This is a genomic window from Arthrobacter sp. Leaf141, assembly GCF_001424565.1.
Taxonomy (GTDB): domain Bacteria; phylum Actinomycetota; class Actinomycetes; order Actinomycetales; family Micrococcaceae; genus Arthrobacter.
Genome location: NZ_LMOL01000007.1, coordinates 61,347 through 86,257, shown reverse-complemented (window position 1 = coordinate 86,257; position 24,911 = coordinate 61,347). Strand labels below are relative to the sequence as shown.

Sequence of the window (24,911 nt, the reverse complement as noted above, 5' to 3'; positions counted from 1 at the left end):
ACGGGCAACCAGGCTGTAACAACAAAGCAGGCCCCACCATTTGGTGGGGCCTGCTTTGTGCTTGCGTACGACGGCGGTGTGCCGGCTGGGGCGTCAGTCGTCCCCGCGCAGGATGGCCAGAAGGCGGATGATCTCCACGTAGAGCCACACCAGGGTGACGGTCAGGCCGAAGGCAGCCGTCCAGGAGAAGCGCTGCGGGGCGCCGCTGCGGACGCCGGCTTCAATGCTGGTGAAGTCCATGATCAGCGAGAAGGCAGCGAGGCCGATGGCCAGGATGCCGATCACCACACCCATAACGCCGCTGCGCAGGCCGAACGGCTCCTGCGTAACGCCGGTCAGCATCATTACCAGGTTCACGATGGAAAACAGTGCGTACCCGGCCATGGCGATCATAAAGAAGCGCATGGCCTTGGGGGTGGCGCGGACCTTGCCGCTCTTGAAGAGCAGCAGTGTGACGGCGAAGACGGACAGCGTGCCCACCACTGCCTGCAGGCCAACGCCCGGGAACTGGGCATCCAGGATCCGGGTCAGGCCGCCGAGGAAGAGGCCTTCCAGGCCGGCGTACGCCAGGATCAGCGCCGGTGAGGGCTGCTTTTTGAAGGTGTTGACCAGCGCCAGGACAAATCCGCCCAGGGCGCCGACGATCATCAGCAGCGAGGCCAGGCCCATGCCAACCGTCAGGGTGATGGCGGCGCCCACAATGACTGCGCCCAGGCAGGCTGCCGTCTTCATGATGACGTCGTCGAAGGTCATCCGGCCGGTGTCGGCCGGGCCCGCGGCAGGCTGGTTGTACAGGTCCTGGAGCTGTTCGTTGGACATGCCCGGCTGCTGGGTCTGGGTGTTCCAGCCCTGCTGGCCGTAAGGGGCCTGTCCGTAGGCAGCCTGCGGAACAGGCGGTGCCTGGGTGGCTCCACGGAAGTTCTTTCCGTTGAAGATCGGGTTGCCGCCAAGTGCCATTGCGGTATTCCTCCATGTGCGTGGGTGACTGTGAACCTTAAAGTTCACGCTACCAATTCCCACGCGGCGGCGCGCGGGAAAGTTCCCCGTACCCTGCTGGTGCAACCCAACCGTGACCCTGTGACGGGACGGCCCGGTGGACCCGGCCAGACCGATTGTTAAGAAATACCGGGACTCAACAAATGTTTCTTTAGCATTCCTACGGTGTTGAAACAATTTGGCTACACAGTTGTTATCCGATCGCGACCATGGCGGCCTGAACAGCAGCAATATCGGCGCGGTTGGCGCTGTAGCATAAGCCAAGCAGGGTGACGAAACTCACACCCGTGAAGGTGTCAGGCGAGTCTGCACCCCCAGCCCTGCGTCCGTTCGCAACGGTTGCAAAGGCGCAGCCTGGACCGTCCCCAAGTGGAGGTTTTTCAATTTGAGAAGTTCAACCCAAGGCCTCCGGGCCGGAGGTCGCCACAGGTTGCTGAAACTGATCGGAGCCATCAGCGCTTCCATCATGGCGATCCTCCTCGTGGCAGCACCGGCATCCCTGGCTGCTTCCCCGTCACCGACACCATCCCCGTCGACCGCCTCCCCTTTCAGCATCAGCGGCTTCCTCCGTAACGCGGGCGCGCCACTTGCTGACGTCAAGATCAACGTGTCCGGTGGAGGTTTTGAAGGCTCCACCACGTCCGGACAAAACGGTTCCTGGGCTGTTGGTGTCCCCGAAAAGGGCACCTACAAGGTGGAATTGGACGAATCCACCCTTCCCGAAGGAATCAAGCTGGCGGATGGGCAGGAGAACCCCCGTGACGTTGTCTTCGGCGGAACCACCACCCAGGGCACCGTCTTCGCGTTCGGCGAGGGCATCGTGGTCCAGCAGGGCAACTTCGGCCAGGACCTGATCAACCGCCTGGTGGCGGGCCTGAGCTTCGGCCTCCTCCTGGCCCTGGCCTCCGTGGGCCTTTCCCTGATCTTCGGCACCACGGGCCTGACCAACTTCGCGCACGGCGAGATGGTCACGCTGGGCGCGGTCCTCGTCTTCGCCTTCAACGCCATCGGCCTGCCCTTCTGGCTGGCCATTGTCCTGGCACTGTTGGGCGGCGGACTGTCCGGCTACATCCAGGACGCCGGCCTGTGGCGTCCGCTGCGAAAACGCGGGACCGGCCTGGTCCCCATGATGATTGTCAGCATCGGCCTGGCACTGGCCGTCCGCTACATCATCCAGTTCTACTTCGGCGGCGCCACCCAGCAGCTGCCCTACGCACAAAGCGCCGAAATCCAGCTCGGGCCGATCTCCATCTCCCCGAACAACCTGGCATCCCTGGTCATCAGCGCCGTGGTCATTGTGATCGTAGGCCTGGTCCTGATGAAGTCGCGGCTCGGCAAGGCCACCAGGGCCGTGGCTGACAACCCCGCACTGGCAGCGGCGTCAGGAATCGACGTGGACCGGGTCATCCGGATTGTCTGGATCACCGGCGGCATGCTGGCCGCCCTGGGCGGAATCCTCTGGGCGTACTACCGTCCCGGCGTGACCTTCAACATGGGCTCGCAGATCCTGCTGCTCATCTTCGCCGGCGTGACCCTGGGCGGCCTGGGCACAGTGTTCGGCGCCCTGATCGGCTCCATCATCGTAGGCCTCTTCACCGAACTGACCACTGTGTTCGGTGCACCGGCAGACCTCAAATACGTCATTCCCCTCGGGATCATGATCATTGTGCTGCTTATCCGCCCTCAAGGCATCTTGGGCCGGCGCGAGCGAGTGGGATAGGAAAACAACACCATGGACTTTTCAAGCATCCTTTCCAACGCGATGGGCGAGATCATCAGCCCAACAACCGCCGCCTACGCCCTGGCGGCGCTGGGCCTGGCCGTGCACTTCGGCTACTCCGGCCTGCTGAACTTCGGGCAGGCAGGTTTTATGGCAGTGGGCGCCTACGGGTTTGCCATTTCCACGCTGACCTTCGGGGCGCCTTTCTTCGTGGCGATGCTGATCGCCGTGCTGTGCTCAGCTTTGTTCGCGCTGCTGCTGGGCATCCCCACGTTGCGGCTTCGGGCTGACTACCTGGCCATCGTCACCATTGCCTCCGCCGAAATCATCCGCTACCTGGTGACCACCAACGGCTGGACCGCCGTGACCGGCTCGGCCAACGGCCTCGCCGCCTTCGAAGGTGGCTTCTACGCCATGAACCCCTTCCCTGAAGGCTCCTACATGGGGATGAGCAGCAGGGACTTCTTTATCCGCCTGGTGGCCTGGATCCTGGTGGCCGCCTGCGCGGTCCTGGTGTTCCTGCTGATGCGCAGCCCTTGGGGCCGGGTCCTTAAGGGTATCCGCGAGGACGAAAACGCTGTCCGGTCCCTGGGCAAAAACGTCTACGCCTACAAAATGCAGGCCCTCATCATCGGTGGTGTCCTGGGCGGGCTCGCAGGGATGATCTTCACGCTCCCCCGGGGCGCCGTGCAGCCGACCAACTATGGAACGGAACTGACGTTCTTCCTCTGGACCTGCCTGCTGCTGGGCGGAATGGCCACGGTCCTGGGGCCGGTGATTGGCGCCATGATGTTCTGGGTGGTGCTGTCCCTGACCCAGGGCATCCTGACAGGGCTCATCGATTCAGGCGTGGTCAGCTGGCTGACCACAACCCAGGCCGGTCAACTCCGGTACATCCTGGTGGGCGTCGCCCTGATGCTGCTGATGATCTTCAGGCCCCAGGGCGTGTTTGGAAACAAGAAGGAGCTGGCGTTCGCATGAGCCTGCACAGCGAAGAACCCACAGCCGCCACCGGCGAGCCGGACTACATGACGGACACCCGGCCCATTGCGGCCGGCGAAACGGGGCCCGGCTGCAAAAAACGCGATCCCATCGTGGTGGCCGAGAACGTGACCCGGACCTTCGGCGGCATCAACGCCGTGGACGTCGACTACCTCGAGATCCCCCGCCACAAGATCACAGCGCTGATCGGACCGAACGGCGCCGGGAAAACCACACTGTTCAACCTGCTCACGGGATTTGATACGCCCAACAGCGGCAAATGGCAGTTCGAGGGACATAGCCTGGCCGGCGTTTCGCCCTACAAGGTGGCCAGGATGGGCATGGTGCGCACCTTCCAGCTCACCAAGGTCATGGGCAAGCTGACGGTGATGGAAAACATGCGCCTGGGAGCTGCTAACCAGCCCGGGGAACGGCTGTCAAAGGCCCTCTTCAAGGGCATGTGGGGTGGCCGGGAAAAGCAGATCACCGCCGAAGCGGACGTCCTGCTGGCCAAGTTCAAACTGGATGCCAAAAAGGACGATTACGCTGCGTCCCTGTCCGGTGGCCAGCGCAAGCTCCTGGAGATGGCCCGGTCCCTCATGGTGCGGCCCAAGCTGGTCATGCTGGATGAGCCCATGGCAGGTGTGAACCCGGCACTGACCCAGTCGCTGCTGGACCACATCAAAAACCTGAAGGCCGAAGGCATGACCGTTCTGTTCGTCGAGCATGACATGCACATGGTCCGGCACATCGCGGACTGGGTAGTGGTCATGGCCGAAGGAAAAGTGGTGGCCGAAGGCCCTCCGGGTGAAGTCATGAAGAACCCGGCGGTCATCGACGCCTACCTGGGCGCCCACCACGATGTTGACCTCGGTGATTCCGAGGGCATCAAGGAGCTTGCAGCGGAACTGGTGGCGGACGACGAATCAATCGTTGGCACCGAAAACGCAGGCATCATCTCCCTGGATGTGGTGGCGGCCGAAGACGGGCCCGTGGAACCGGGCAACAGGCGTCCCCGACCCCACGGCAGCAGTGACACCGACCGGACCGATAGGAACAGCCAATGAGCAGCACCAGCGCGGCACCCGCCGCCCAGCCCGTCAGCGACGGCGACCCGGTGGTCAAAGTCACCGACCTTGTGGCCGGCTACCTGCCGGGCGTGAACATCCTCAACGGCTGCAGCATCGAGGCCCGCAAAGGCGAACTCATCGGCATTATCGGGCCCAACGGTGCCGGGAAGTCGACGCTCCTGAAGGCCATGTTCGGGTTGGTGAAAGTACACTCCGGCACGGTGGTGGTACGCGGCGAGGACCTGACGGGGCTCAAGGCCAACAAGCTGGTGACGCGGGGCGTGGGCTTTGTGCCGCAGACCAACAACGTCTTTGCTGCCCTGACCATCGAGGAAAACCTGCAGATGGGGATGTTCCAGCGGCCCAAGGACTTTGCCCAGCGGTTCGACTTTGTCACCGGCCTGTTTCCGGAGCTGGGCAAGCGCCGCGCCCAGCGCGCCGGTTCGCTCTCCGGCGGCGAGCGGCAGATGGTGGCGATGGGCCGCGCCCTGATGATGGACCCGGCAGTCCTGCTCCTGGACGAACCCTCGGCAGGCCTCTCCCCCGTCAAACAGGATGAGACCTTCCTCCGGGTCCACGAGATCAACAGGGCCGGGGTGTCCGTGATCATGGTGGAGCAGAACGCCCGCCGCTGCCTGCAGATCTGTGACCGCGGCTACGTTTTGGACCAGGGCCGGGACGCCTACACCGGTACCGGCAGGGAGCTTATGAAGGACCCGAAGGTCATCCAGCTGTACCTTGGCACGTTGGCGGACACTGTCGAATAGGCCTGCCTCTTTAGGAGCAACCACCCCGTGTGGGCTGTCTCCCGGAAAGTGGACCCGGATTCCGGGGTCACTTTCCGGGAGGCAGCCCACACCTGCTTTAACGTCGCTGGTCCGCACTGCGGGAACGTGCCGTAGCCCGGCGGCCGCATCCGGCACCCCGCCGGGGCTGAGATCGGCGGTGCGTGCCGCCGTCGTCAGCTTCATCGGAGCCGGAAGGACCTCCATAACCCAGGTATTCCAGCACCTTACGACAATTTCCCGACCCGGTTTCGGGCAAAAGGAGAGGGCCTGAACCCGGTGCAATACCGTTCTCAGGCCCTCCCGCTGCAGGCTCTTAGGGAGCCGGCGTTACTGCTTAGAGCTTGCCGAATTCTTCCTTGACGAGCTTGTACTTGTTGTCGGCGCTGTATTCGTAGACACCGATGGTTGCCTCGGAGGGGTCTCCGCTGTCGGCGAAGGTCACCGGGCCGGACTGGCCGTCGTAGTCGATGTCCTTGCCTTCACGGATCAGCGTGACGCACTGGCCGAAGCTGAAGCACTTCTCGCCGTCCTTGGACACAGCCTGCAGCTGGGCTGCAATATCAACACCCTTGGTGCTCTTTGCAGCTTCAGCAGCCAGAGCCACCAGGTTGGTGGCGTCCCAGCTCTCGCCGGCGTAGGAGTAGTCCGTCAGCGAAGGATCGATGGCCAGCAGGCTCTTCTTGAAGGCATCGCCGGCGCTGGTGCCCGGAAGGGTGCCGTGGGCGCCCGTCATGGTGCCTGCCGCGAAGTCCTTGCTGTAGTCCTTGAGGTTGCCATCAACCAGGAACAGCTGCTCCGGCTTGATGCCCTTGCCCAGGAGCAGCGGGATGATGCTCTTGCCTTCGTCGAAGGTGATCACGCCGATGGCGTCCGGCTTGGCCGCAACAATGGCATCCACCTGGGTGTTGAACTGGGTGTCGCCGGTGTTGAAGAGCTGCTCGGCGACGATCTTGCCGCCTGCGCCCTCAAACGAGGACTTGACGGTCTTGGCCAGGCCGGTGCCGTAGGAGTCGTTGAGGACGATCATGCCCATGGTCTGGGCACCGCAGGAAACGGCGTAGTTGCCCAGCACGGAGCCCTGGAGCAGGTCGGACGGGGCGGTGCGCCAGTAGAGGCCCTTGTCATCCCAGGTGGTGAAGTCGAGGGACGTGTTGGCGGGCGAGAACTGGACCACGCCGGCACCGGTGATCTGGTTGATAACCGTCTTGGAAACGCCTGAGGATGCCGCACCGATGATGGCACTGACGCCCTGGCCCAGGAGGTTGGTGACGGACTGGGTGGCGACGTCGGTGGTGGTGTCACCGGAGTCGAGGTGTGAGACCTCCACAGGCTTGCCCAGGACGCCGCCGGCGTCGTTGATGTCCTTGATCGCCAGGTTGACGCCGGCGATTTCGGGCGGGCCCAGGAAGGCCAGCGAACCGGTGGACGGCAGCAGCGAACCGATCTTAAGCGGCGTCTCGGTAGTGGTGGTCGAGGCGGGCACTGTGCCGGCCGCAGGGATTTCAGGTGCAGGAGCGCCTGCTGCGGGAGCAGGACAGGCTATGGCGCCGGATGCGGCGGCCGTGGTGGTTTCCGTCGAGCTGGGGGTGGAGGTGCCACCGCAAGCCGTAGCCAGAAAGGCAACGCCGACGCCAAGCGCTGTGAGCTTGGCAATTCGGGGCGCCACCGGGGAACGTGGAATCATTGAGAATCTCCTGGATCGAAAGGTGCGAACGGCCTTTGATGCGCATGGTCAGGTGTTCCTGATTAGGCTTCAAGCTAATGCAAATACCGGCCGAAGATAAGTGACTGAGGTCACATCCTTATAACAGTCGTTGCCTATGCGGAATTAAGCGGACATCCGGCGCCCGCCGCGGGCTGTCCCGGGCACAGGAAAAGCCGCCCGCGTCGCGAACGGCTTCCCGATTTTCGGCTGATGCCGGGCCTGTACCCCAGGTGGGACTCGAACCCACAACACGCAGATTTTAAGTCTGCTGCCTCTGCCAATTGGGCTACTGGGGCAACTGCTCAATGGTATCCCGTCAGGCGAGGCTGAATGGCTCCGCGTACCGGAAGGTACCGTGCACTCCCCCGGGCCAGAGCGCCAGGGGCAGCAGCTGGAAATAGTCACCCCAGGCCTCGTCCGGAGCCAGGACCCCGAAGTTGGCCGCGGGCACAAAGCCGAACCGGGGGTAGTACTCGGGGCTGCCCAGCAGCGCGATGCCTCGCTCGCCCGCAGCATTGGCCCTGGCGATGCTCTCCTGCACCAGCGCCGACCCCACACCATGCCGCTGCAGCCGCGGCGTGACGGCCAGGGGGCCCAGGCCCAGGAGTTCGTGGTCCCCCACCCATCCGCGTGTGCTGATGACATGGCCCACCACTTCCCCGGCCAGGACGGCCACGACGCTGAGGTCCGGCAGGTACTCCTCCGCCTCGAACAGCCCCCGCAGCACGGCCACCTCCGCAGGTTCGCCCACCGCAGGAAGGCCAGTGGCCGGCGAGATGGCGAAGGCGTCGGCAACCAGGGCATAGATGGCGTCCCGGTCAGCCTCGGTTTCGCTCCGGAGCTCAAGGGTGGGACGCTCCTGCTGGCGGCTTTCCGCTGACAGTTCTGCCAGGACCTCCAGGGCCCGCGGCGCATCGGGCGCGGGGACCAGCAGGTGGTCGTGGTGCAGTCCCGCCAGGACGTTGCAGCTGATGTGCGCGTCCGCCAGCGCCTTACCGAAGGCCGCCGTGAGTCCCACCGCGTCCAGCGCCGAATGGACCTCCAGGGTGATCCAGGCGGCCACGAAGCTGTACGCCAGCCCCTCACTGTCCGCTGCTGCCCTGGGCAGCACCACCGTCAGGCCCTCAGCCTCGCGCACGGCCGCTTCGGCTCCGGCCGGCAACGGGCGGCCGTCCGGCCACTGCACAAAAACGTATTCACCCTCCCGGAGTGTGGGCGCCATAGTGGCCAACAGGGTCTGTAGATCTTTTTCGGCACTCATCCGGCCAGTCTAGGAGCCAGGCACCGCCGGTGCGGGAGGAACCGGCGGCGCGTCAGGCAGAGCCGTTAAACGAACGACGGCGGCCATCCCCGTGATGGGAACAGCCGCCGTCGTGCGTTATGGGAAAGCCGTGGCGCTATTTGGCGTTCGCCGTGACAGCTTCCTTGGGGTCAACCTTGGTCTTTTCCGCGGAACCGGGGGCGCCGGCCACGGGGGTGGCGTCAGCGGCGGGTGCAGCTGCGGCCGCAGGCTTGGGTGCCGGGGTGGCTGCTGCCACAAAGGCGCCGCGGGGGTTGTCCAGGTCCAGCAGCTGGGTGGTGTCGCGGCCGGCGAAGAACGCGATGACCCAGTTGAGGACCACGCGGAACTTGCGCTCGAACGTGGGCATCGCCATGCCGTGGTAGCCGCGGTGTGCGAGCCAGGCCAGCGGGCCCTTCAGGCCGATGCGGCCCAGGAGGTTGATGTTGGCAACGCCCTTCCACTCGCCGAAACCGGCCACAGCACCGAGGTTCTTGTGCTTGTAGTCCTTGAGCTGCTTGTCCCAGCGGGAGGCCCACAGGTTCTTGGCGAGGCGCTTGGCCTGGCGAAGGGCGTGCTGGGCGTTGGGGACGCAGGTTCCGTCGGGCAGGCCCTTGCCGGTGAGGTCCGGTACAGCGGCGATGTCGCCGGCGGCCCAGGCGTTGTCAACAATGCCTTCGTCGCCGCCGATGCGCAGGTCCGGCAGGACGCGGACACGGCCGCGGGGCTCCAGCGGGAAGTCGGTGGAGCGGACCATCGGGTTGGCCTGCACGCCTGCAGTCCACACCAGGGTGTCGGCTTCGAAATCCTGGGCCAGGGACTTGTCCGGCAGGTTGATCAGCCTGAGGCTGCCTTCGGCGTTGTCCAGGGAGGTGTTCAGCAGGACCTCGATGCCGCGGCTGCGGAGGTGCTCCACCACCCATTCGGCCTGGCTGGCCGTGACCTCGGGCATGATGCGGCCCATGGCTTCAACCAGCACAAAGCGGATTTCCTCCTGCTTGACGCGGGGGTTGTTGCGGACCGCGGCGCGGGCCAGGTCCTCCATCTCGGTGATGCACTCGATGCCGGCGAATCCGCCACCCACCACCACGAAGGTGAGGGCGCGGGCGCGTTCGGCCGGGTCCGTCATGGTGGAGGCAACTTCAATGCGCTCCAGGAGCTTGTTGCGCAGGGCAACGGCTTCCTCGATGGTCTTCAGGCCGATGCCCTTGTCCGCGAGGCCCTTGATGGGGAAGGTGCGCGTGATGGCACCTGCCGCGAGGACAACATCGAAGTACGGGACCTCGATGTTGGCTCCGCCGTCGGCCGGAGCCACAACAGCGGTGCGGTTCGCATGGTCGATCGACGTGACGCGGCCCTGGATGAGCTCGGTCTGCTTGAGGTGCTGGCGGTGGGAGACCACTGCATGGCGCGCCTCGATGTTGCCGCCGGCCACCTCGGGGAGGAAGGGCTGGTAAGTCATGTAGGGCAGTGGATCCACGAGGGTGACGATGCCACCGGCATTCGCGATCTTCTTCTGCAGTTTGAGTGCTACGTACAGGCCGACGTACCCGCCGCCGACGACGAGTACCCTGGGACGGTCCTGGAGCTCTGTGGTGGTTGCCATGATTTAAGGATACAGCAGTTTGTGAAAATCTTCACTAACTACGTTGTCCGCCGGAAATGCTACGTTTTCCGGCCCGAATCAACCCGTTCCATGGTGCCCGTGTCAGGTTCCTCCCGCAGCAGGGCGGGATTCCTGGCCGTCCTGCGCAGTTGGATGACGGCGGCAGCAATGATGAACACAATGAGCAGGGCAAACCCGATCACGACGGCGGCGCCAATGGCGGTGTCCCGCTGCGAGGGCGCCACGGCTGCGGGTACTTTCGCTTCGGGCAGCGTGGGTGCCGCGCTGGGCACCTCCGCGGTGGCCACAGGGGCCGGGGTGGCGGGGATCCCGCGCCGGTGGACCCTGATCCATTCGGCGATGGAGCCCAGCGGGTTGCTGCTGGCTTCCGGAACCGTGTCCTTCAGCGCAGCCTCCGCGTTGAGGATGCCGTAGCCGTACAGCGGGTCCTTGCCGGGCGCGCCTGCATCCTTGGCCGTGGTGATGATGCGGTTGATGACCTGCTTGGCGGTCATGGCGGGCCACTTGGAGCGGATCAGGGCAGCAACGCCGGCCACGATCGGTGTGGAGCCGGACGTGCCGGCCCATTCGGTGTAGCCGCCGCCGGGCAGGCCGCCCAGCAGGTCCTCGGCCGGGGCTGCCACGCCGATGCTGATGCCCTGGGAGGAGGCATCCACGCTGGCCACGCCGTCCCGGTCCAGCCCGGCAACTGTGAGGATGCCGGGGATCGTGGCAGGCGCACCCACCTGGGTGTTGCCGCCCACGCGGTTACCGGCGGCCGCCACGATCACCACGTCCTTTTGTTCGGCGTAGAGGAACGCCGCGTCCCAGCTCTGGGGCCACTGCGGGGTGGTGCTGCCCAGGGAGATGTTGATGACCTTGGCGCCGTTGTCCACCGCCCAGCGGACGGCTTCGGGGATCTGGTCCTGGTCGCTCTTACCCGAGGGGTTGGCGGATCCCAGCCAGGTGGAAACGGACAGGATCTGGGCTTCGGGGGCCACGCCGATGATCCCGTCCGGGGCAGGGTTCGCCGGGGTGGGACTGGGTGACGGGCTGGGGCTGGCGCTGGGGTCCACCGGCGGCTGGTGGCCGCGGCCTGCCAGCATGGTGGCCACCAGGGTGCCATGCTCCGGTTTGGCGCCGACGCTCTTCTGCCCGTTGGCGGCGCCGGACCCGGACGCGTCATACCCGCCCGCCAGCGCACCCTTAAGGTCCGGGTGCTGGCCATCGATGCCGCTGTCGATCACCGCGATCTTGACGCCGGCGCCTTTGGAAACCTCCCAAGCCTTGGTGATGCCCGATTCGGCGAGCCAAAATTGCTTGTCGCGCCAGTCGTCGGCCCGGGCAGGCCCGGCGGTGGCCAGTCCGGCGCAGAGGAAGCACGCCGCGAGGCCTACGGCGAGGACAGCGGACGTGGCTTTTCGGAGCGGGGCGCCCGCCCGGAGCAAAGATGAATGCATGCTCAGCCGATGCTCAGCGCAATGCCGTCGAGGATATCGTGCTCGCTGGCAGTGGCGGTGGTGATCCGGCCGCCGCTCAGCTCAGCCACGCGTTCCAGGATCCGCGCCCACACCAGTCCCCCGGCGCCGATCACGTCCACGCGGCCCGGGTGCATGTAGGGCAGCGCGGCGCGTTCGGCGCGGGTGAGCTGCAGCAGGTCGCCGGCGGCGCTGCGGACGGTGGCCAGGGGCAGTTCCGCCCCGTGGATGGCGTCCGGCGAGTATTCGTCCAGGCGGAGGGCATGGGCGGTGATGGTGGTCACTGACCCGGCGACGCCCACGACGGCGGTGGCGCGTTCCAGCGGAACGTCCCGGCCCGCGAGGGCGATTGCGTTGTCCACGTCGGCCTGGGCGGCGGCGATCTGGCCGGCGGTGGGCGGGTCGGCGCGCAGGTGGCGTTCGGTGAGGCGGACGCAGCCGATGTCCACAGACTCGGCAGCCGTCACGCCGGCTGCGGTGCCCAGGACGAATTCGGTGCTGCCGCCGCCCAGGTCCACCACCAGGACTTCCTGGCCGTCGAGGACGGGCAGCACGCTGCTGGCCCCGGCGAAGGACAGGGCAGCTTCCTCGTCGCCGGAAATGACTTCGGGTTCGACGCCCAGCAGGTCCCTGATGCCGGCCACAAAGACGTCCCTGTTGCTGGCGTCCCGGCTGGCCGAGGTGGCAACAAACCGGACGGCGGCGGGACCGTGCCCGGCAATCAGCCGGGCATAGTCGGCGGTGGCGGCAAAAGTACGGTCCAGGGCGGCCTGTGACAGTTCGCCGGTGGCATCGACGCCTTCACCGAGCCGGACCACCCGCATCTCGCGCACCACGTCGGTCAGGGTGGTGGTGCCGTTGGTCCGGTCGATGTCGGCGATGAGGAGCCGGATGGAGTTGGTGCCGCAGTCGATGGCAGCAACGCGGCTCATGCGGTCTCCCCCGGCTGCTGCGCTGTCTTCCGGACGGGCGCCGGTCGGCCCACGATGTCCGGCAAACCCTGCGGACCGTGCCGGCTCAGGTCCTTCGAAGGTGCCAGGCCGGAGGTGTCCCAGGCGCCGTCGCAGTAGCACCTCTCAACAGTCCACCATTCGGCGATCTGTTCCAGTGCGGCGTCGCCCAGCGGATTGGTTCCGGGACCGGCGGCGAGCGAGTGACCCACCAGGACGTGGAGGCATTTGACGCGGGTGGGCATGCCGCCGGCAGAGATTCCGTCGATCTCCGGGACGGGGCCGATGCCGGACCGCTGGCCGATGGCGTCACGGGCCGCCAGGTACTGTACGTGCGCGCCCCGGTAGGCGCTGGCCAGTTCCGGATCTGCGGCGAGGAGTTCGTTCATGTCGATCATCACGCCGTTGGCTTCGAGGCGCGACACGGCGGATGTGATCACCGGGTGGGTGAGGTAAAAGGTGGTGGGGAAAGGGGTCCCGTTGCCCAGCCGCGGTGCCGTGGCGGCCACCAGCGGGTTGCCGCAGACGCAGCGGGCAGGAATTTCCACAACATCGCGGACGGGGCGGCCCAATTGCCTGCTCAGTACGTCAAGGTCGTGGGCTGATGGTTGGCGGGTTTCATCCCGGGCGGCTGCCGTGTGGTGTTCCATGCGCGGGCCGTCCTTCCTGTTGCGGTTCAGTCTGTGGCCGCGCGCGTGATGGACTCCCACAGGGAATCCACCCACGGCAGATCGGCGGGGTCTGGTGTTGCTGCACCGGGTTCGCTGCTGCTTTCGCCGGCCGGCTCATCGCCGCCGAACACCCAGTAGCCGGTTTCGCCCGGCATAACCATGTTAATGCGGTCGCGGGCCTGCTGCTTCACGTAGTTGGGGTCCTGCCAGCGTGAGACCTGCTGGCGCAGCGCTTTTCCTTCGGCCTGACGTGCGGCGATGTCGGCGTTCAGGGCATCCAGTTCGGCTTTTTTATCGAAGAAGATCTTCACCGTTGGCGCCAGGAGGATGGTAATGGCCACCATCACCACGGCCAGGGCCAGCATCCTGCCGGAGAACGCTTTGGCCGGGACTGGCTGGTGGTCCGCGTCCCGGTCTGCTGATGTGCCGGCGGCTGTGCGGCCGCTTGCCGGAGCTTTACTGCCCGGCGTCTTACCCGCGGGGCCGGGCCTGCCGGGCTGTATCTTGCTGCTGCCGGCCGGTGCTTTAGTGGCGGCCTGCGCGGGCCGGGTGCCGGACGCGGTGTTGTCTGCGCCGTCGGAGGTTTCCGGGGCTGGGCGGGAGGGGGTGACCTTGGGAACTTTGGGACGGCGGGTGGCCATGACACTCCTGGAACGCGCAGCCTGCCGGGGTCGCCGCTGGCTGGGCTGGGACGGGTGCTGCTGAAACAACAACGGTGGCTATGGTCTTTCAACCATAGCCACCGGTTATTGGTTTACGCGGCTACTAGCCTTTGAAACGCGGGAACGCGCTGCGGCCGGCGTAGCGTGCGGCGTCGTCGAGTTCCTCTTCGATGCGAAGCAGCTGGTTGTACTTGGCAACCCGCTCGGACCGTGCCGGGGCACCGGTCTTGATCTGGCCGGCGTTGGTGGCCACCGCGATGTCGGCGATGGTGGTGTCCTCGGTCTCGCCGGAGCGGTGCGAGGTGATGGTGGTGTAACCGGCGCGCTGGGCCAGGCTGACGGCGTCCAGCGTTTCGGTCAGGGAACCGATCTGGTTGACCTTGACCAGCAGCGAGTTGGCGGTGCCGGTGTCGATGCCGCGCTGCAGGATGGCGGGGTTGGTGACGAACAGGTCATCGCCCACCAGCTGGACCTTGTCGCCGATGGCGTCGGTGAGGGTCTTCCAGCCGTCCCAGTCGTTCTCGTCCAGCGGGTCTTCGATGGATACCAGCGGGTAGTCGGCCACGAGCTCGGAGTAGTAGGCGCTCATCTCGGCGGAGGTCAGGGCCTTGCCTTCGAACTGGTAGGCGCCATCAATGAAGAACTCGGAGGAGGCCACGTCGAGGGCCAGGGCGATGTCCTTGCCCGGGGTGTACCCGGCGTTCTGGATGGCTTCCTGGATCAGGTCCAGGGCGGCGCGGTTGGACGGCAGGTTCGGCGCGAAGCCGCCCTCGTCGCCCAGGCCGGTGGCCAGGCCCTTTTCCTTCAGGACGGACTTGAGGGCGTGGTAGACCTCAACGCCCCAGCGGAGGCCTTCGGAGAAGGTCTCGGCGCCGAGCGGGACAACCATAAATTCCTGGATGTCGACGTCGGAGTCGGCGTGTGAGCCACCGTTGAGGATGTTCATCAGCGGGACGGGCAGGACGTGGGCGTTGGGGCCGCCCAGGTACTTGTAGAGCGGCAGGTCAGCGGAGGCTGCGGCGGCGTTGGCCACGGCCAGGGAGACGCCCAGGATGGCGTTGGCGCCGAGCTTGCCCTTGTTGGGGGTGCCGTCCAGGTCCAGCATGGCCTGGTCGATGCTGCGCTGGTCGGTGGCGTCGAAGCCGGTCAGGGCCGGGGCGATCTGGTCAATGATGGCGTCGACGGCCTTCTGGACGCCCTTGCCAAGGTAACGGCCCTTGTCGCCGTCACGCAGTTCAACGGCTTCGTGCTCGCCGGTGGAGGCGCCGGAAGGAACTGCTGCGCGGCCGATCTGGCCGTCGGAGAGCAGGACTTCAACTTCTACTGTCGGGTTGCCGCGGGAATCGAGGATTTCGCGGGCGTGGATGGCATCGATAAGCGCCATGAATTTGCTCCTTATGGGCGATTAACGGGGGATGTTGCAGAAAATGTTGACGTCCTCGTCACGGACAAGCGTAGTCCAGAGTGGCCCAGGTTACGGAAACCTATCCAGCCCCCGGACGTCACGGCAGGGGTGTGGCGGCGGGCCGGGGTTCCGGGGCGTCCTGTTGCTGGTAGCGCCTGATGGCACCGCGCAGGGCGCGTTCGGCGTCCAGGCCACCGGCGGCGGCGGAACGGACGACGCCGAACAGCAGGTCCCCGAGCTCGTCCTCCGTCTGCGGGGCAGGCCCCGCCGGCGGCAGCGCGAGTCCGGCGCGTGCCGCGCGGTCCAGGGACTTCTGCGCCCTCGCCAGGGCGGGAAGGGCCTGCGGGATGCCCTCGAACGGGCTGGCCCGGCCGGGCCGTTCGGTGCGTTTTACGGCGTCCCAGGTCTGGACGATTTCCTCGATCGAGGCCGGGAAACTGTCCTGCAGCGAACCGTCGGGACGGAACACGTGCGGGTTGCGGCGGACCATTTTGGCAGCCAGGCCGCGAGCCACGTCGTCGAACGCAAAAGCGCCGCGCTCCTCCGCGAGCCGGGCATGCAGGACCACCTGCAAAAGGACGTCGCCCAGTTCACCGCAGAGTTCGGCGTCGTCAATCCCCGCGGCCTGGGCCGCGCGTTCCGCGACCTGGCCCGAATCTGCCGGGGTACCCGCCTCGATGGTCTCGGCGAGTTCGTACGCCTCCTCGAGGAGGTATTCCACCAGGGAGGCGTGCGTCAGGGCGCCCATCCAGGGGCAGTGCTCCCGAAGCGCGGCGATTATCCCGACTAATTCGTGCCCAGCCAGCAGCTCCCCCGCAGGGGAGCCGCCGGGCGTTGCAGCGTGCTGGTCAGCCAAGGTTGGCGTAGGCGTCGTTGATGTACTCCACCAGCGCTTCCTTCTCCTCGAGGGGCAGGAAGGAGGCCTCGGCCGCGTTGAGCGTCAGTTCCAGCAGGTCATCGAGGTCGTAGTCGAACGTCTCCACCAGGAGGTCGAACTCGTCGGTGAGCGTAACGCCGCTCATAAGCCGGTTGTCGGTGTTGATGGTGACGTTGAAGCCCAGCTGGTACAGCATGTCCAGCGGGTGGCTCTCGATGCCCTCGCCGAAGCCGGAGATGGCGCCGGTCTGCAGGTTGGAGGACGGGCAGATTTCCAGGGCGATGCCGCGGTCGCGGACCCAGCTGGAGAGGTCGCCCAGGGTCACCATTCCGATGGTGTCCCCGGCGTCGTCGTCCTCGTCGAATTCCACGGTGATGTCTTCGGCGATCCGCACGCCGTGGCCCAGCCGGAGGGCCCGGCCGTCCACCAGTGCCGACTGGATGCTCTCCAGGCCGGCGGCTTCGCCGGCGTGCACGGTGGCGGGGAAGTTGTGCTGGGCAAGGTAGGTGAAGGCGTCCTTGAAGCGTGCGGGCAGGAAGCCGTCCTCGGCGCCGGCGATGTCGAAGCCCACGGCGCCCTGGTTGCGGTGCCTGACGGCGAGCTCGGCGATCTCCTGGCCGCGGTCAGCGTGGCGCATCGCGGTGATCAGCTGGCCGACCTGGATCTCCCGGCCCGTTTCGCTGACTGCTTCGACGCCGGCTTCCAGGCCTTCCTGGACGGCTTCCACTGCTTCGTCCAGGGACAGTCCCTGCTGCAGGTGCTGTTCGGGGGCCCAGCGGACTTCGCCGTACACCACACCATCGTCCGCGAGGTCTTCGACGAATTCCTTGGCGACCCGGAACAGGCCTTCGGCGGTCTGCATCACGGCAACCGTGTGGTCGAACGTTTCCAGGTAGCGGACCAGGGATCCGGAGTCGGCCGACTCGCGGAACCACTCACCCAGGGCCACAGGATCGGTGGAAGGAAGGGTGTGGCCGGCGGCCTGCGCCAGCTCGATGATGGTGGCCGGACGGAGTCCTCCGTCCAGGTGGTCATGCAGGGAAACCTTGGGCAGGCTCTTCAGGTCAAAATCGAGGGCAGGGGCAGCGTCAAGAATAGGCTCAGTCACGTTCCAACCATAGGGTGGCCGGAGATGCAAAGCCAGCCGCTACTTGGCCGCGCCGTCCCCCGGGGTGGGTGCCAGGATGCCGGTGGATCCGCCGGCGGACTCCGGGGCGCCGGCGCCGCGGCCATCGGTTCCAGCGTCGGCACCCTGGGCGTCGTTGCGGGCCAGGTGCTTGTGCCACCAGCGGAGCACGTGGTCGATCACGATGCCCAGCAGGACGGCGAAGACCACGGCGATGCCAACGCCGAGGAGCGGGTTGTGGTGGACCCACTGGCCCGCGAGCAGCCCGATGCCGATCGAGTAGCCCACCCAGGTGACGCAGGCGAAGGCATCGAGCCAGAAGAAGGTGCGGTGCCGGAAACCAGTCTGTCCCGCCACATAGTTCACTGCCACCCGGCCCCAGGGAATGTAGCGGGCGGTGAAGATCAGCACGGCGCCGCGTTTATCCAGCTCATACTGGGCCCAGCCAAACATCTTTTTCACCTTGGGCCGGCGCATCCACCTCCAGCGGTCCAGGCCGATCTTTTTGCCCAGCATGTACGCCATGTTGTCCCCGGCCATGGCGCCCACGAGGGCCGTGGCCCCGAGGATCCACAGGTTAGGCTGCCCGGTGTGGAGCGACAGCGCCGAAAGGCCAACAATGGCGGTTTCGCTGGGCAGGATGGTGGCGAAGCCGTCAACAAAAAAGAAGACCAGGAGCACAGGATAAATCCACGGCTGCTCGGCTGCTGACTCGAGCATTTGGTTCAGGAAATCCACGCGGACTTGCTCCTCAGGGACAGTCGCCGAAAACGTCGGCAGAAATCGCAATAAGTGTCCCACGGCCGGGACGTCGTTCGCTACGCCCCGGCCCCGGAACACCTGTTCCAACGGTATCCCGGCCTGCCCCGCGGCGGCGTCGTCCCAGCGGGTGATATCCGGGGCACGAGCTCCTCCACCCAGGGGCTGATCCGCGCGGGGCCTACGCCTCCGGTTCGCGCATCCGTTCCACCATGGGGGCCTTGCGCCGGACCTTGTTGATCACCAGGTCCACCACCACACCCAGGGCCACGGCGCAGACGATTGCGATGGCCGCCCCCAGCAGGTGGTTGTCCTCGAACCACTGGCCAAAAAACAGGCCGATGCCCACGGAGTAGCCGGCCCACAGCGTGGCCGACAGCGCGGTCAGGCCCACGAACCGCAGGTGGTGGTAGTGGGTGGCTCCGGCGGTGAGGTTCACGGCAACCCTGCCGATGGGGACAAACCTGGCCACCAGCACCAGCGAGGCCGGGCGTTTGCGAAGCTCACGGCCGGCCCACCGGAACGCGTTCTGCATGCGGGGTCCGCGCATCCAGGCCCAGCGCTGCACGCCCACCTTCCGCCCCAGCAGGTAGGCGATATTGTCCCCCGCAAACGCCCCGAGGCCCGCCACCAGGACCAGGAGCCAGGGGTTGGGCACGTCCGCGGTGGCAGCCACCGCGGCCAGGCCCACCACCACGGACTCGCTGGGGATGGGCGGGAAGAAGCCATCGATGATGCAGCACGCCAGGACCAGCACCAGGACCCACGGTTGTCCGGCGGCGGCGAGGATGAAATCGTTGATGGCCTGCATGGGTCCCTACGCGATGCGGTCGATGATCAGCTGCTGCGCGGGCCGGGAGCCCTCCGGGGCGATGACCACTGCGTGTTCCAGTGCTTCCCTGGCCCGGGCAAACCGTTCCGGCGTGTCGGTGAGCAACGTCATCAGCGGCTCCCCCGCACGCACCAGGGCGCCGGGTTTGGCGTGCAGCCGCACCCCGGCTCCGGCCTGGACCACGTCCTCCTTGCGGGCGCGGCCGGCACCGAGGCGCCAGGCAGCGACGCCGACGGACAGGGCATCCAGTTCCACCAGCACACCGTCGGCGGGGGCGTAGATGACATCGGACTCCCTGGCTTCCGGCAGCCTGGCGGCGGGATCGCCGCCCTGGGCCCGGATCATCCGGTTCCACACGTCCATGGCCCGGCCGTCCTTGAGTGCCGCCGCCGGGTCGGCGTTGTGGACGCCGGCGCAGGCCAGCATTTCCTCCGCCAGGCGGACCGTCAGCTCCACCACGTCGGCGGGGCCGCCGCCGGCCAGCACCTCCACGGACTCGGCCACCTCGATGGCGTTGCCGGCGGTCAGCCCCAGCGGGGTGTTCATGTTGGTGAGCAGGGCCACCGTGTTGACTCCGGCGTCCTTGCCCAGCGCCACCATGGTCTCGGCGAGTTCGCGGGCGGTGGCCTCGTCCTTCATAAACGCGCCGCTGCCCACCTTGACGTCCAGGACCAGGGACCCGGTGCCCTCGGCGATTTTTTTGCTCATGATCGAGGAGGCGATCAGCGGAATCGCCTCCACGGTACCCGTCACGTCCCGCAGGGCATACAGCTTTTTGTCGGCAGGGGCCAGGCCGGCACCCGCAGCGCAGATCACGGCCCCCACATCCTGCAGCTGGGCCAGCATCTCCGCGTTGCTCAGGTCCGCCCGCCAACCCGGAATCGCCTCCAGCTTGTCCAGGGTGCCGCCGGTGTGTCCCAGGCCGCGGCCGGAGAGCTGCGGGACAGCCACGCCGAAAACGGCCACCAGTGGTGCCAGCGGAAGAGTGATCTTGTCCCCCACACCGCCGGTGGAGTGCTTGTCGGTGGTGTACTTCAGGCCGCCGTCGGGCCGCCGGAGGCTGGAGAAGTCCATCCGCTCGCCGGAGGCGATCATGGCCGCCGTCCAGCGGGCAATTTCGGTCCGGTCCATGCCGTTGAGCAGGATGGCCATGTTCAAGGCGGCCATCTGCTCATCGGCGATGGCGCCCCGGGTATAGGCGTCGATGGTCCAGTCGATCTGTTCGGGACTCAGGGTCCCTTTGTCCCGTTTGACGCGGATGATGTCAACGGCGTCGAAAGCTTCGGATGTACGGTTCGCTGTCACCGGGTTTCCTCCAGGTGTTCGGGACCGAAGGCGTCTGGCAGCACCTGGTCCATGGTTTTGATGCCGTGAGTGGTCATAAGCTCCATGTCCGGGGCCCGGAACTCATAGAGCAGCTGCCGGCAGCGGCCGCAGGGCATCAGCACGTTGCCGGCGCCGTCCACGCAATAGAACGCCCGGAGCCGGCCGCCGCCGCTCATGTGCAGGTTGCCCACCAGCGCGCACTCGGCGCAGAGGGTCAGGCCGTAGCTGGCGTTCTCCACGTTGCAGCCGCTGACAATCCGGCCGTCCGCGGTGAGCGCCGCGGCGCCCACCGGGAACTTCGAATACGGGGCGTAGGCGTTGCCCATGGCCGCCACCGCTGCCTGCTCCAGGGCGGCCCAGTCCACCGCCGTTCCGTTGTCCACGGCCGTCAACCCTTAACGTACGGGATGCCGCTGGCCGCCGGCCCCCTGGATTTGCCCACCAGGCCGGCGACGGCGAGGACGGTGACCAGGTAGGGCAGCATGGCCATGAACTGGCTCGGCACCGGGGTGCCGATGATGGTCACGATGCTTTGCAGGTTGTCGGCGAAGCCGAACAGCAGCGCTGCGAAGAACGCCCCGATGGGGTTCCAGCGGCCGAAGATCAGCGCGGCCAGGGCGATGAAGCCCCGTCCGCCGGAGATTTCCTTGGTGAAGCTGTCGATGGCCACCAGGGTGAAGAACGAGCCGCCGATGCCTGCCACGGCACCGCCGAGGGTGACGTTCCAGAACCGGGTGGCGTTGACGTTGATGCCCAGGGTGTCGGCGGCCTGCGGGTGCTCGCCCACGGCCCGGACGCGCAGGCCCCAGCGGGTCTTGAACAGGCCCACCCACACCACCAGGACGGCGGCGTACATCAGGTAGCCCACCAGGGACTGGCGGAACAGGATGGGCCCGATGATCGGGATGCCGGACAGCAGCGGAATTTCGATGATGTCCAGTCCCGGCGGGGAGTTGAACTGTGCCTTGTTGGCCTGCATCACGGTGCTGAACAGGAAGCCGGTGACGCCGGAGACCAGGACGTTCAGCACCACACCCACGATGATCTGGTTGACCACGTACTTGATGCTGAAGACGGCGAGCACCATGGACACCACGGCGCCGGCGGCAGCCGCGGCGATGAGCCCGATGAACGGGTTCTGGGTGATGGTGGCCACGATGGCGGCCGTGAAGGCTCCGCCCAGCAGCTGGCCTTCGATGGCGATGTTAACCACACCCACCCGTTCACACAGCACGCCGGAAAGGGAACCGAAGACCAGGGGCACGGCCAGCGTCACGGAACCGGCGATGAGGCCGGCCAGGGAGATGGCCGGGGTGCGGGCACCGCCCACCACCCAGATCAGGAAGGCTGCGACGAAAAGGACAATAAAGGCCACGTTGAGCCAGCCGGGGGCAGGCCGGTCCTGGGTCTTGAGGTAGACGGCATAGCCGGCCAGGGCCAGCAGCACAATGGACAGCACCAGCCCGCCGGCGAAGGCGTTGATCTCCAATGCCGGCAGCTGGAAGAAGTCGCTGCCCGTGGAGATGCCGAAGCTGGCCGTTTGGTTGGGACCCATGAGCCCGAAAAACACCAGGGCGATCAGGGCGAAGGCGGCGAGGATGACGGGCGTGCGCCAGCCCACGGGTTTGGCGGAGACCGCGGCTGCCCGCTCCCCCGGTCCGGCGTTTACCGGCCGCGGGGTACCCGGGTTGGGTGAGGAAACTGTTGTGCTCATGCGGCACCTCCGGTGGTGGCTGCGCGGCGGGACTTGGCGGCGCGGGCGGGTTTCTTCCGCCGCGGGTTCAGTCCGAAGACGGCGCGGACCAGGGGCGGTGCCGCGATGAAGAGGACGATCAGGGACTGGACCACCAGGACGATGTCAATAGGGGTGCCGGTCTGGATCTGCATCTGGACGGCCCCGGCGCGGAAGGCGCCGAACAGCAGGCCGGCCGCGAAGGTTCCCCACGGCGTCGAGCGCCCCAGCAGCGCCACGGTGATGGCGTCGAACCCGTAGGTGGCGGCGACGCCGTCGGTGAGGACCTTCTCGGTGCCGGCCACCTGGGCCACGCCGGAGAGGCCGGCGAGGCCACCGGCGATGGCCATCACCAGGATGGTGGCGCGGGAGACGTTAATGCCGGCGGTCTGGGCAGCCTTGGGGTTGGCGCCCACGGCCCGGAACTCAAAGCCCACGGTGGAGCGGTTGAGGAGCCACCACACCAGGACGGTGGCGGCGATAGCCAGGACAAAGCCCAGGTGGAGGCGGAACTGGCCGCCCAGGATCTGCGGGTACACGGCGCTGGCTTCGAGGATGGGTGAGATGGGGTTGGTCTCCCCCGGCCGCTGGAACGCGGGGGTGTTCAGCAGGTAGCGCAGGAAGTACAGGGCGATGTAGTTGAACATGATGGTGAGGATCACCTCATGTGCGCCGGTGCGGGCCTTGAGCAGGCCCACCAGTCCGCCCCACACCGCGCCGCCGATGATGCCTGCCACAAGGACCAGCAGCAGGTGCAGGCCCAGCGGCAGGTCCAGGGCGAAACCCACCCAGGCGGCCAGGATGCCGGCCATGATGATCTGGCCCTGCGCGCCGATGTTGAACAGCCCGGCCCGGAAGGCCAGGGCCACGCCCAGGCCCGCCGTGATGAGCGGCGTGGCGATGGTCAGGGTTTCGGTAAACGGCGCGAACTGGGCCGCGGCGGTGTTACCGCGCGGGTTGAACACCGAGCCCTGGAACAGTGCGATGTAGGACCGGGTGGCTGCGTTCCATACCGCAGCCAGGAAGTCGGCGGGCCGGGCGAACAGGTACGTCGACGTGGCGGCGACCTGTTTGTCGGTGCTGGCGATCAACAGGCCGCCAATGACCAGTGCCAGGAGGACGGCCAGGACGGAGACCATCCCGCTGCCGGTGAAGATTTTCCGGAGCACGGTGTCCGGGCCGCCGGGAAGCTGCCCGCTTTGGGCGGTGGCGGGGACTGCAGACGGTTCCATGGCACCGCCGGCGGTGTCCACGGCGGCCGCGGCTGCGGTCTGCTCCGGAGCGGTTTCCGGCGTTTCGCCGGCTGCGTGTTGGGGTTTGGGATTCTCAGGCATGGTCGCCTCCCTCGGTGTCGGCGGTGGCGGCGGGCTGGGTGCCCGTGGACGGGCTGGCGGTGTGTTCGCCGGGGGCGATGCCTGCCATCATGAGGCCAAGGACGTCCCTGCCGGTGCCGGCCGGGACGATGCCCACCAGCTTGCCCTTGTAGAGCACCGCGATGCGGTCGGCGAGTTCCATCACCTCGTCCAGCTCGGTGGAGACGATCATCACCGGGGTGCCCTGGTCGCGTTCGGCCACGATGCGGCGGTGCAGGAATTCGATGGAGCCCACGTCCACGCCGCGGGTGGGCTGGGAGGCGATGAAGAGGCGCAGCGGCCGGGACAGCTCCCGGGCCATCACCACTTTCTGCTGGTTGCCGCCGGAAAGGGTGCCGGCGGCGGCAGCGGCGGAGGGGGTGCGGACGTCGAATTCGCCGATCCGTGCCTTGGCGTTTTCCATGATCTTTGCCGGGCTCATGCTGATGCCCTTGGCGTAGGGGGGCTTGTCGTAAAGGTCGAGGACCAGGTTTTCCGCCACGGAGAAGGTACCGACGAGGCCGTCCACTTTGCGGTCCTCCGGGACAAACCCGACGCCGGCGCCGAGGACGTCCTTCACGGACCGGCCCAGGAGTTCCTTGCCGTCAAGGGTGACGGATCCCGAAACCCTGTCCTGCAGGCCCAGGATTGCCTCGGTCAGTTCGGTCTGGCCGTTGCCCTGGACTCCGGCGACGGCGAGGATCTCGCCGCGGGCGATGTCGAAGCTGAGCCCGTCCACCATGTGCTGGCCGTTGGGGGCGATCACCGTCAGGTCCCGGACCTCGAAAGTGGTTTCCTGCGGTGTGGCCGGCTCCTTGTCCAGGGTCAGGCTCACCGCACGTCCCACCATCATGGAGGCGAGTTCGGTGGTGGAGGCTGCGGGATCCGCTGTGCCCACCACTTTTCCGCGCCGGATCACGGTGATGGTATCGGAGACGGCCTTCACTTCGCGCAGCTTGTGGCTGATGAAGACGATGGAGGTGCCGCCGGCCTTGAGCTGGCGCATGATGTCCAGGAGTTCGTCCGTTTCCTGTGGTGTCAGGACGGCAGTGGGCTCATCGAGGATCAGGACGCTGGCGTTGCGTACCAGGGCCTTGATGATTTCCACCCGCTGCTGGACGCCGACGGGCAGGTCTTCCACCAGGGCGTCCGGGTCCACGTCGAAACCGTACTGGTCCGAGATTTCCCGGATCCTGCGCCGGGTTTCGTCCAGGTTCAGGAAGCCGGCCGCCTTGGTGGGCTCGGCGCCCAGGGCCACGTTTTCGGCAACGGTGAAGACGGGCACCAGCATAAAGTGCTGGTGCACCATGCCGATGCCCGCAGCCATGGCATCACCCGGGCCGCGGAAGGAGACGGGTTTGTCGTCGACGAGGATCTCGCCTTCGCTGGGCTCGTAGAGCCCGTACAGGACGTTCATCAGGGTGGATTTGCCGGCACCGTTTTCGCCGAGCAGACAGTGGATCTGGCCGGACTCAACCACCACGTCGATGTGGTCGTTGGCAATCAGGGTGCCGAAGCGTTTGGTGATCCCTCTGAGTTCAAGTTTCAAAACTCTGACCAATCTCGAAGCGTCCGGTGATCGACCGGACGGGATAT

Annotated in this window: 22 protein-coding genes and 1 tRNA gene; 4 read left to right on the top strand and 19 right to left on the bottom strand. The window is 66.5% G+C overall.

Annotation, left to right across the window (positions count from 1 at the left end; all coding sequences use genetic code 11):
• Positions 1–93 precede the first annotated feature (93 nt).
• Positions 94–957, bottom strand: a complete 864-nt coding sequence (locus ASF72_RS08100; RefSeq protein WP_056597933.1) for a Bax inhibitor-1/YccA family protein — start codon at positions 955–957, stop codon at positions 94–96.
• Between the two features lie 505 nt (positions 958–1,462).
• On the opposite strand from ASF72_RS08100, the gene ASF72_RS08095 reads away from it, so the two are divergent.
• Genes ASF72_RS08095 through ASF72_RS08080 form a run of 4 tightly spaced genes read left to right on the top strand, consistent with a single transcriptional unit; the run spans position 1,463 to position 5,534 of the window.
• Positions 1,463–2,716: a branched-chain amino acid ABC transporter permease gene (locus ASF72_RS08095; RefSeq protein WP_235504683.1), complete on the top strand. Its 1,254-nt coding sequence runs from the start codon at positions 1,463–1,465 to the stop codon at positions 2,714–2,716.
• A 12-nt stretch (positions 2,717–2,728) separates the two neighbouring features.
• Positions 2,729–3,697 carry a branched-chain amino acid ABC transporter permease gene (locus ASF72_RS08090; RefSeq protein ID WP_050684591.1) on the top strand — a complete coding sequence of 323 codons (969 nt, stop codon included), beginning with the start codon at positions 2,729–2,731 and terminating at the stop codon, positions 3,695–3,697.
• Positions 3,694–4,764, top strand: a complete 1,071-nt coding sequence (locus tag ASF72_RS08085) for an ABC transporter ATP-binding protein (protein WP_050684592.1) — start codon at positions 3,694–3,696, stop codon at positions 4,762–4,764. Before ASF72_RS08090 ends, ASF72_RS08085 begins: the two co-directional genes overlap by 4 nt.
• On the top strand, positions 4,761–5,534 hold the full coding sequence (locus ASF72_RS08080; RefSeq protein WP_050684593.1) for an ABC transporter ATP-binding protein: 774 nt from the start codon (positions 4,761–4,763) through the stop codon (positions 5,532–5,534). The genes ASF72_RS08085 and ASF72_RS08080 overlap by 4 nt, the downstream gene beginning before the upstream one ends.
• A 355-nt stretch (positions 5,535–5,889) precedes the next feature.
• Here the strand turns inward: ASF72_RS08080 and ASF72_RS08075 are convergent, their stop codons facing one another.
• The 18 genes from ASF72_RS08075 to ASF72_RS07990 all read right to left on the bottom strand — a co-directional run bounded on the left by ASF72_RS08075 (position 5,890) and on the right by ASF72_RS07990 (position 24,864).
• Entirely contained in the window at positions 5,890–7,239 is a 1,350-nt protein-coding gene (locus ASF72_RS08075) for an ABC transporter substrate-binding protein (protein WP_056597931.1), read from the bottom strand.
• Positions 7,240–7,482: 243 nt separating this feature from the next.
• A tRNA-Leu gene (locus ASF72_RS08070) sits at positions 7,483–7,556 on the bottom strand.
• A gap of 20 nt (positions 7,557–7,576) precedes the next feature.
• On the bottom strand, positions 7,577–8,521 hold the full coding sequence (locus tag ASF72_RS08065) for an N-acetyltransferase (protein ID WP_050684595.1): 945 nt from the start codon (positions 8,519–8,521) through the stop codon (positions 7,577–7,579).
• Between the two features lie 136 nt (positions 8,522–8,657).
• The gene (locus tag ASF72_RS08060; RefSeq protein ID WP_056597929.1) at positions 8,658–10,145 is read right to left on the bottom strand and encodes an NAD(P)/FAD-dependent oxidoreductase; all 1,488 of its coding nucleotides are present in this window, start codon (positions 10,143–10,145) and stop codon (positions 8,658–8,660) included.
• 59 nt (positions 10,146–10,204) lie between these two features.
• A complete protein-coding gene (locus ASF72_RS08055; RefSeq protein ID WP_056597928.1) occupies positions 10,205–11,605 on the bottom strand; it encodes a S8 family serine peptidase in 1,401 nt (466 codons plus the stop codon).
• Between the two features lie 2 nt (positions 11,606–11,607).
• On the bottom strand, positions 11,608–12,555 hold the full coding sequence (locus ASF72_RS08050; protein WP_056597926.1) for a Ppx/GppA phosphatase family protein: 948 nt from the start codon (positions 12,553–12,555) through the stop codon (positions 11,608–11,610).
• A complete protein-coding gene (locus ASF72_RS08045; protein WP_082484151.1) occupies positions 12,552–13,223 on the bottom strand; it encodes a DUF501 domain-containing protein in 672 nt (223 codons plus the stop codon). Before ASF72_RS08045 ends, ASF72_RS08050 begins: the two co-directional genes overlap by 4 nt.
• A 26-nt stretch (positions 13,224–13,249) precedes the next feature.
• Positions 13,250–13,885, bottom strand: a complete 636-nt coding sequence (locus ASF72_RS08040) for an FtsB family cell division protein (RefSeq protein WP_056597922.1) — start codon at positions 13,883–13,885, stop codon at positions 13,250–13,252.
• A gap of 124 nt (positions 13,886–14,009) precedes the next feature.
• On the bottom strand, positions 14,010–15,290 hold the full coding sequence (gene eno / locus ASF72_RS08035) for a phosphopyruvate hydratase (protein ID WP_056597920.1): 1,281 nt from the start codon (positions 15,288–15,290) through the stop codon (positions 14,010–14,012).
• 118 nt (positions 15,291–15,408) lie between these two features.
• Positions 15,409–16,059: a MazG nucleotide pyrophosphohydrolase domain-containing protein gene (locus tag ASF72_RS08030; protein WP_056597918.1), complete on the bottom strand. Its 651-nt coding sequence runs from the start codon at positions 16,057–16,059 to the stop codon at positions 15,409–15,411.
• Positions 16,060–16,159: 100 nt separating this feature from the next.
• The gene (locus ASF72_RS08025) at positions 16,160–17,296 is read right to left on the bottom strand and encodes an adenosine deaminase (RefSeq protein WP_050684904.1); all 1,137 of its coding nucleotides are present in this window, start codon (positions 17,294–17,296) and stop codon (positions 16,160–16,162) included.
• 39 nt (positions 17,297–17,335) lie between these two features.
• Entirely contained in the window at positions 17,336–18,034 is a 699-nt protein-coding gene (locus ASF72_RS08020; RefSeq protein ID WP_056598059.1) for a DedA family protein, read from the bottom strand.
• A 220-nt stretch (positions 18,035–18,254) separates the two neighbouring features.
• Positions 18,255–18,884 (bottom strand): DedA family protein, encoded by a 630-nt coding sequence (locus tag ASF72_RS08015; protein WP_050684902.1) that lies wholly within the window; start codon positions 18,882–18,884, stop codon positions 18,255–18,257.
• Between the two features lie 6 nt (positions 18,885–18,890).
• On the bottom strand, positions 18,891–20,210 hold the full coding sequence (locus ASF72_RS08010; protein ID WP_056597916.1) for a thymidine phosphorylase: 1,320 nt from the start codon (positions 20,208–20,210) through the stop codon (positions 18,891–18,893).
• Positions 20,207–20,614 carry a cytidine deaminase gene (locus ASF72_RS08005; protein WP_082178228.1) on the bottom strand — a complete coding sequence of 136 codons (408 nt, stop codon included), beginning with the start codon at positions 20,612–20,614 and terminating at the stop codon, positions 20,207–20,209. Before ASF72_RS08005 ends, ASF72_RS08010 begins: the two co-directional genes overlap by 4 nt.
• A 5-nt stretch (positions 20,615–20,619) precedes the next feature.
• Entirely contained in the window at positions 20,620–21,945 is a 1,326-nt protein-coding gene (locus ASF72_RS08000; protein ID WP_056597914.1) for an ABC transporter permease, read from the bottom strand.
• On the bottom strand, positions 21,942–23,297 hold the full coding sequence (locus ASF72_RS07995; protein ID WP_050684899.1) for an ABC transporter permease: 1,356 nt from the start codon (positions 23,295–23,297) through the stop codon (positions 21,942–21,944). Before ASF72_RS07995 ends, ASF72_RS08000 begins: the two co-directional genes overlap by 4 nt.
• Complete coding sequence (locus ASF72_RS07990) at positions 23,290–24,864, bottom strand: ABC transporter ATP-binding protein (protein ID WP_056597912.1); 1,575 nt, start codon at positions 24,862–24,864, stop codon at positions 23,290–23,292. Before ASF72_RS07990 ends, ASF72_RS07995 begins: the two co-directional genes overlap by 8 nt.
• Positions 24,865–24,911: the final 47 nt, after the last annotated feature.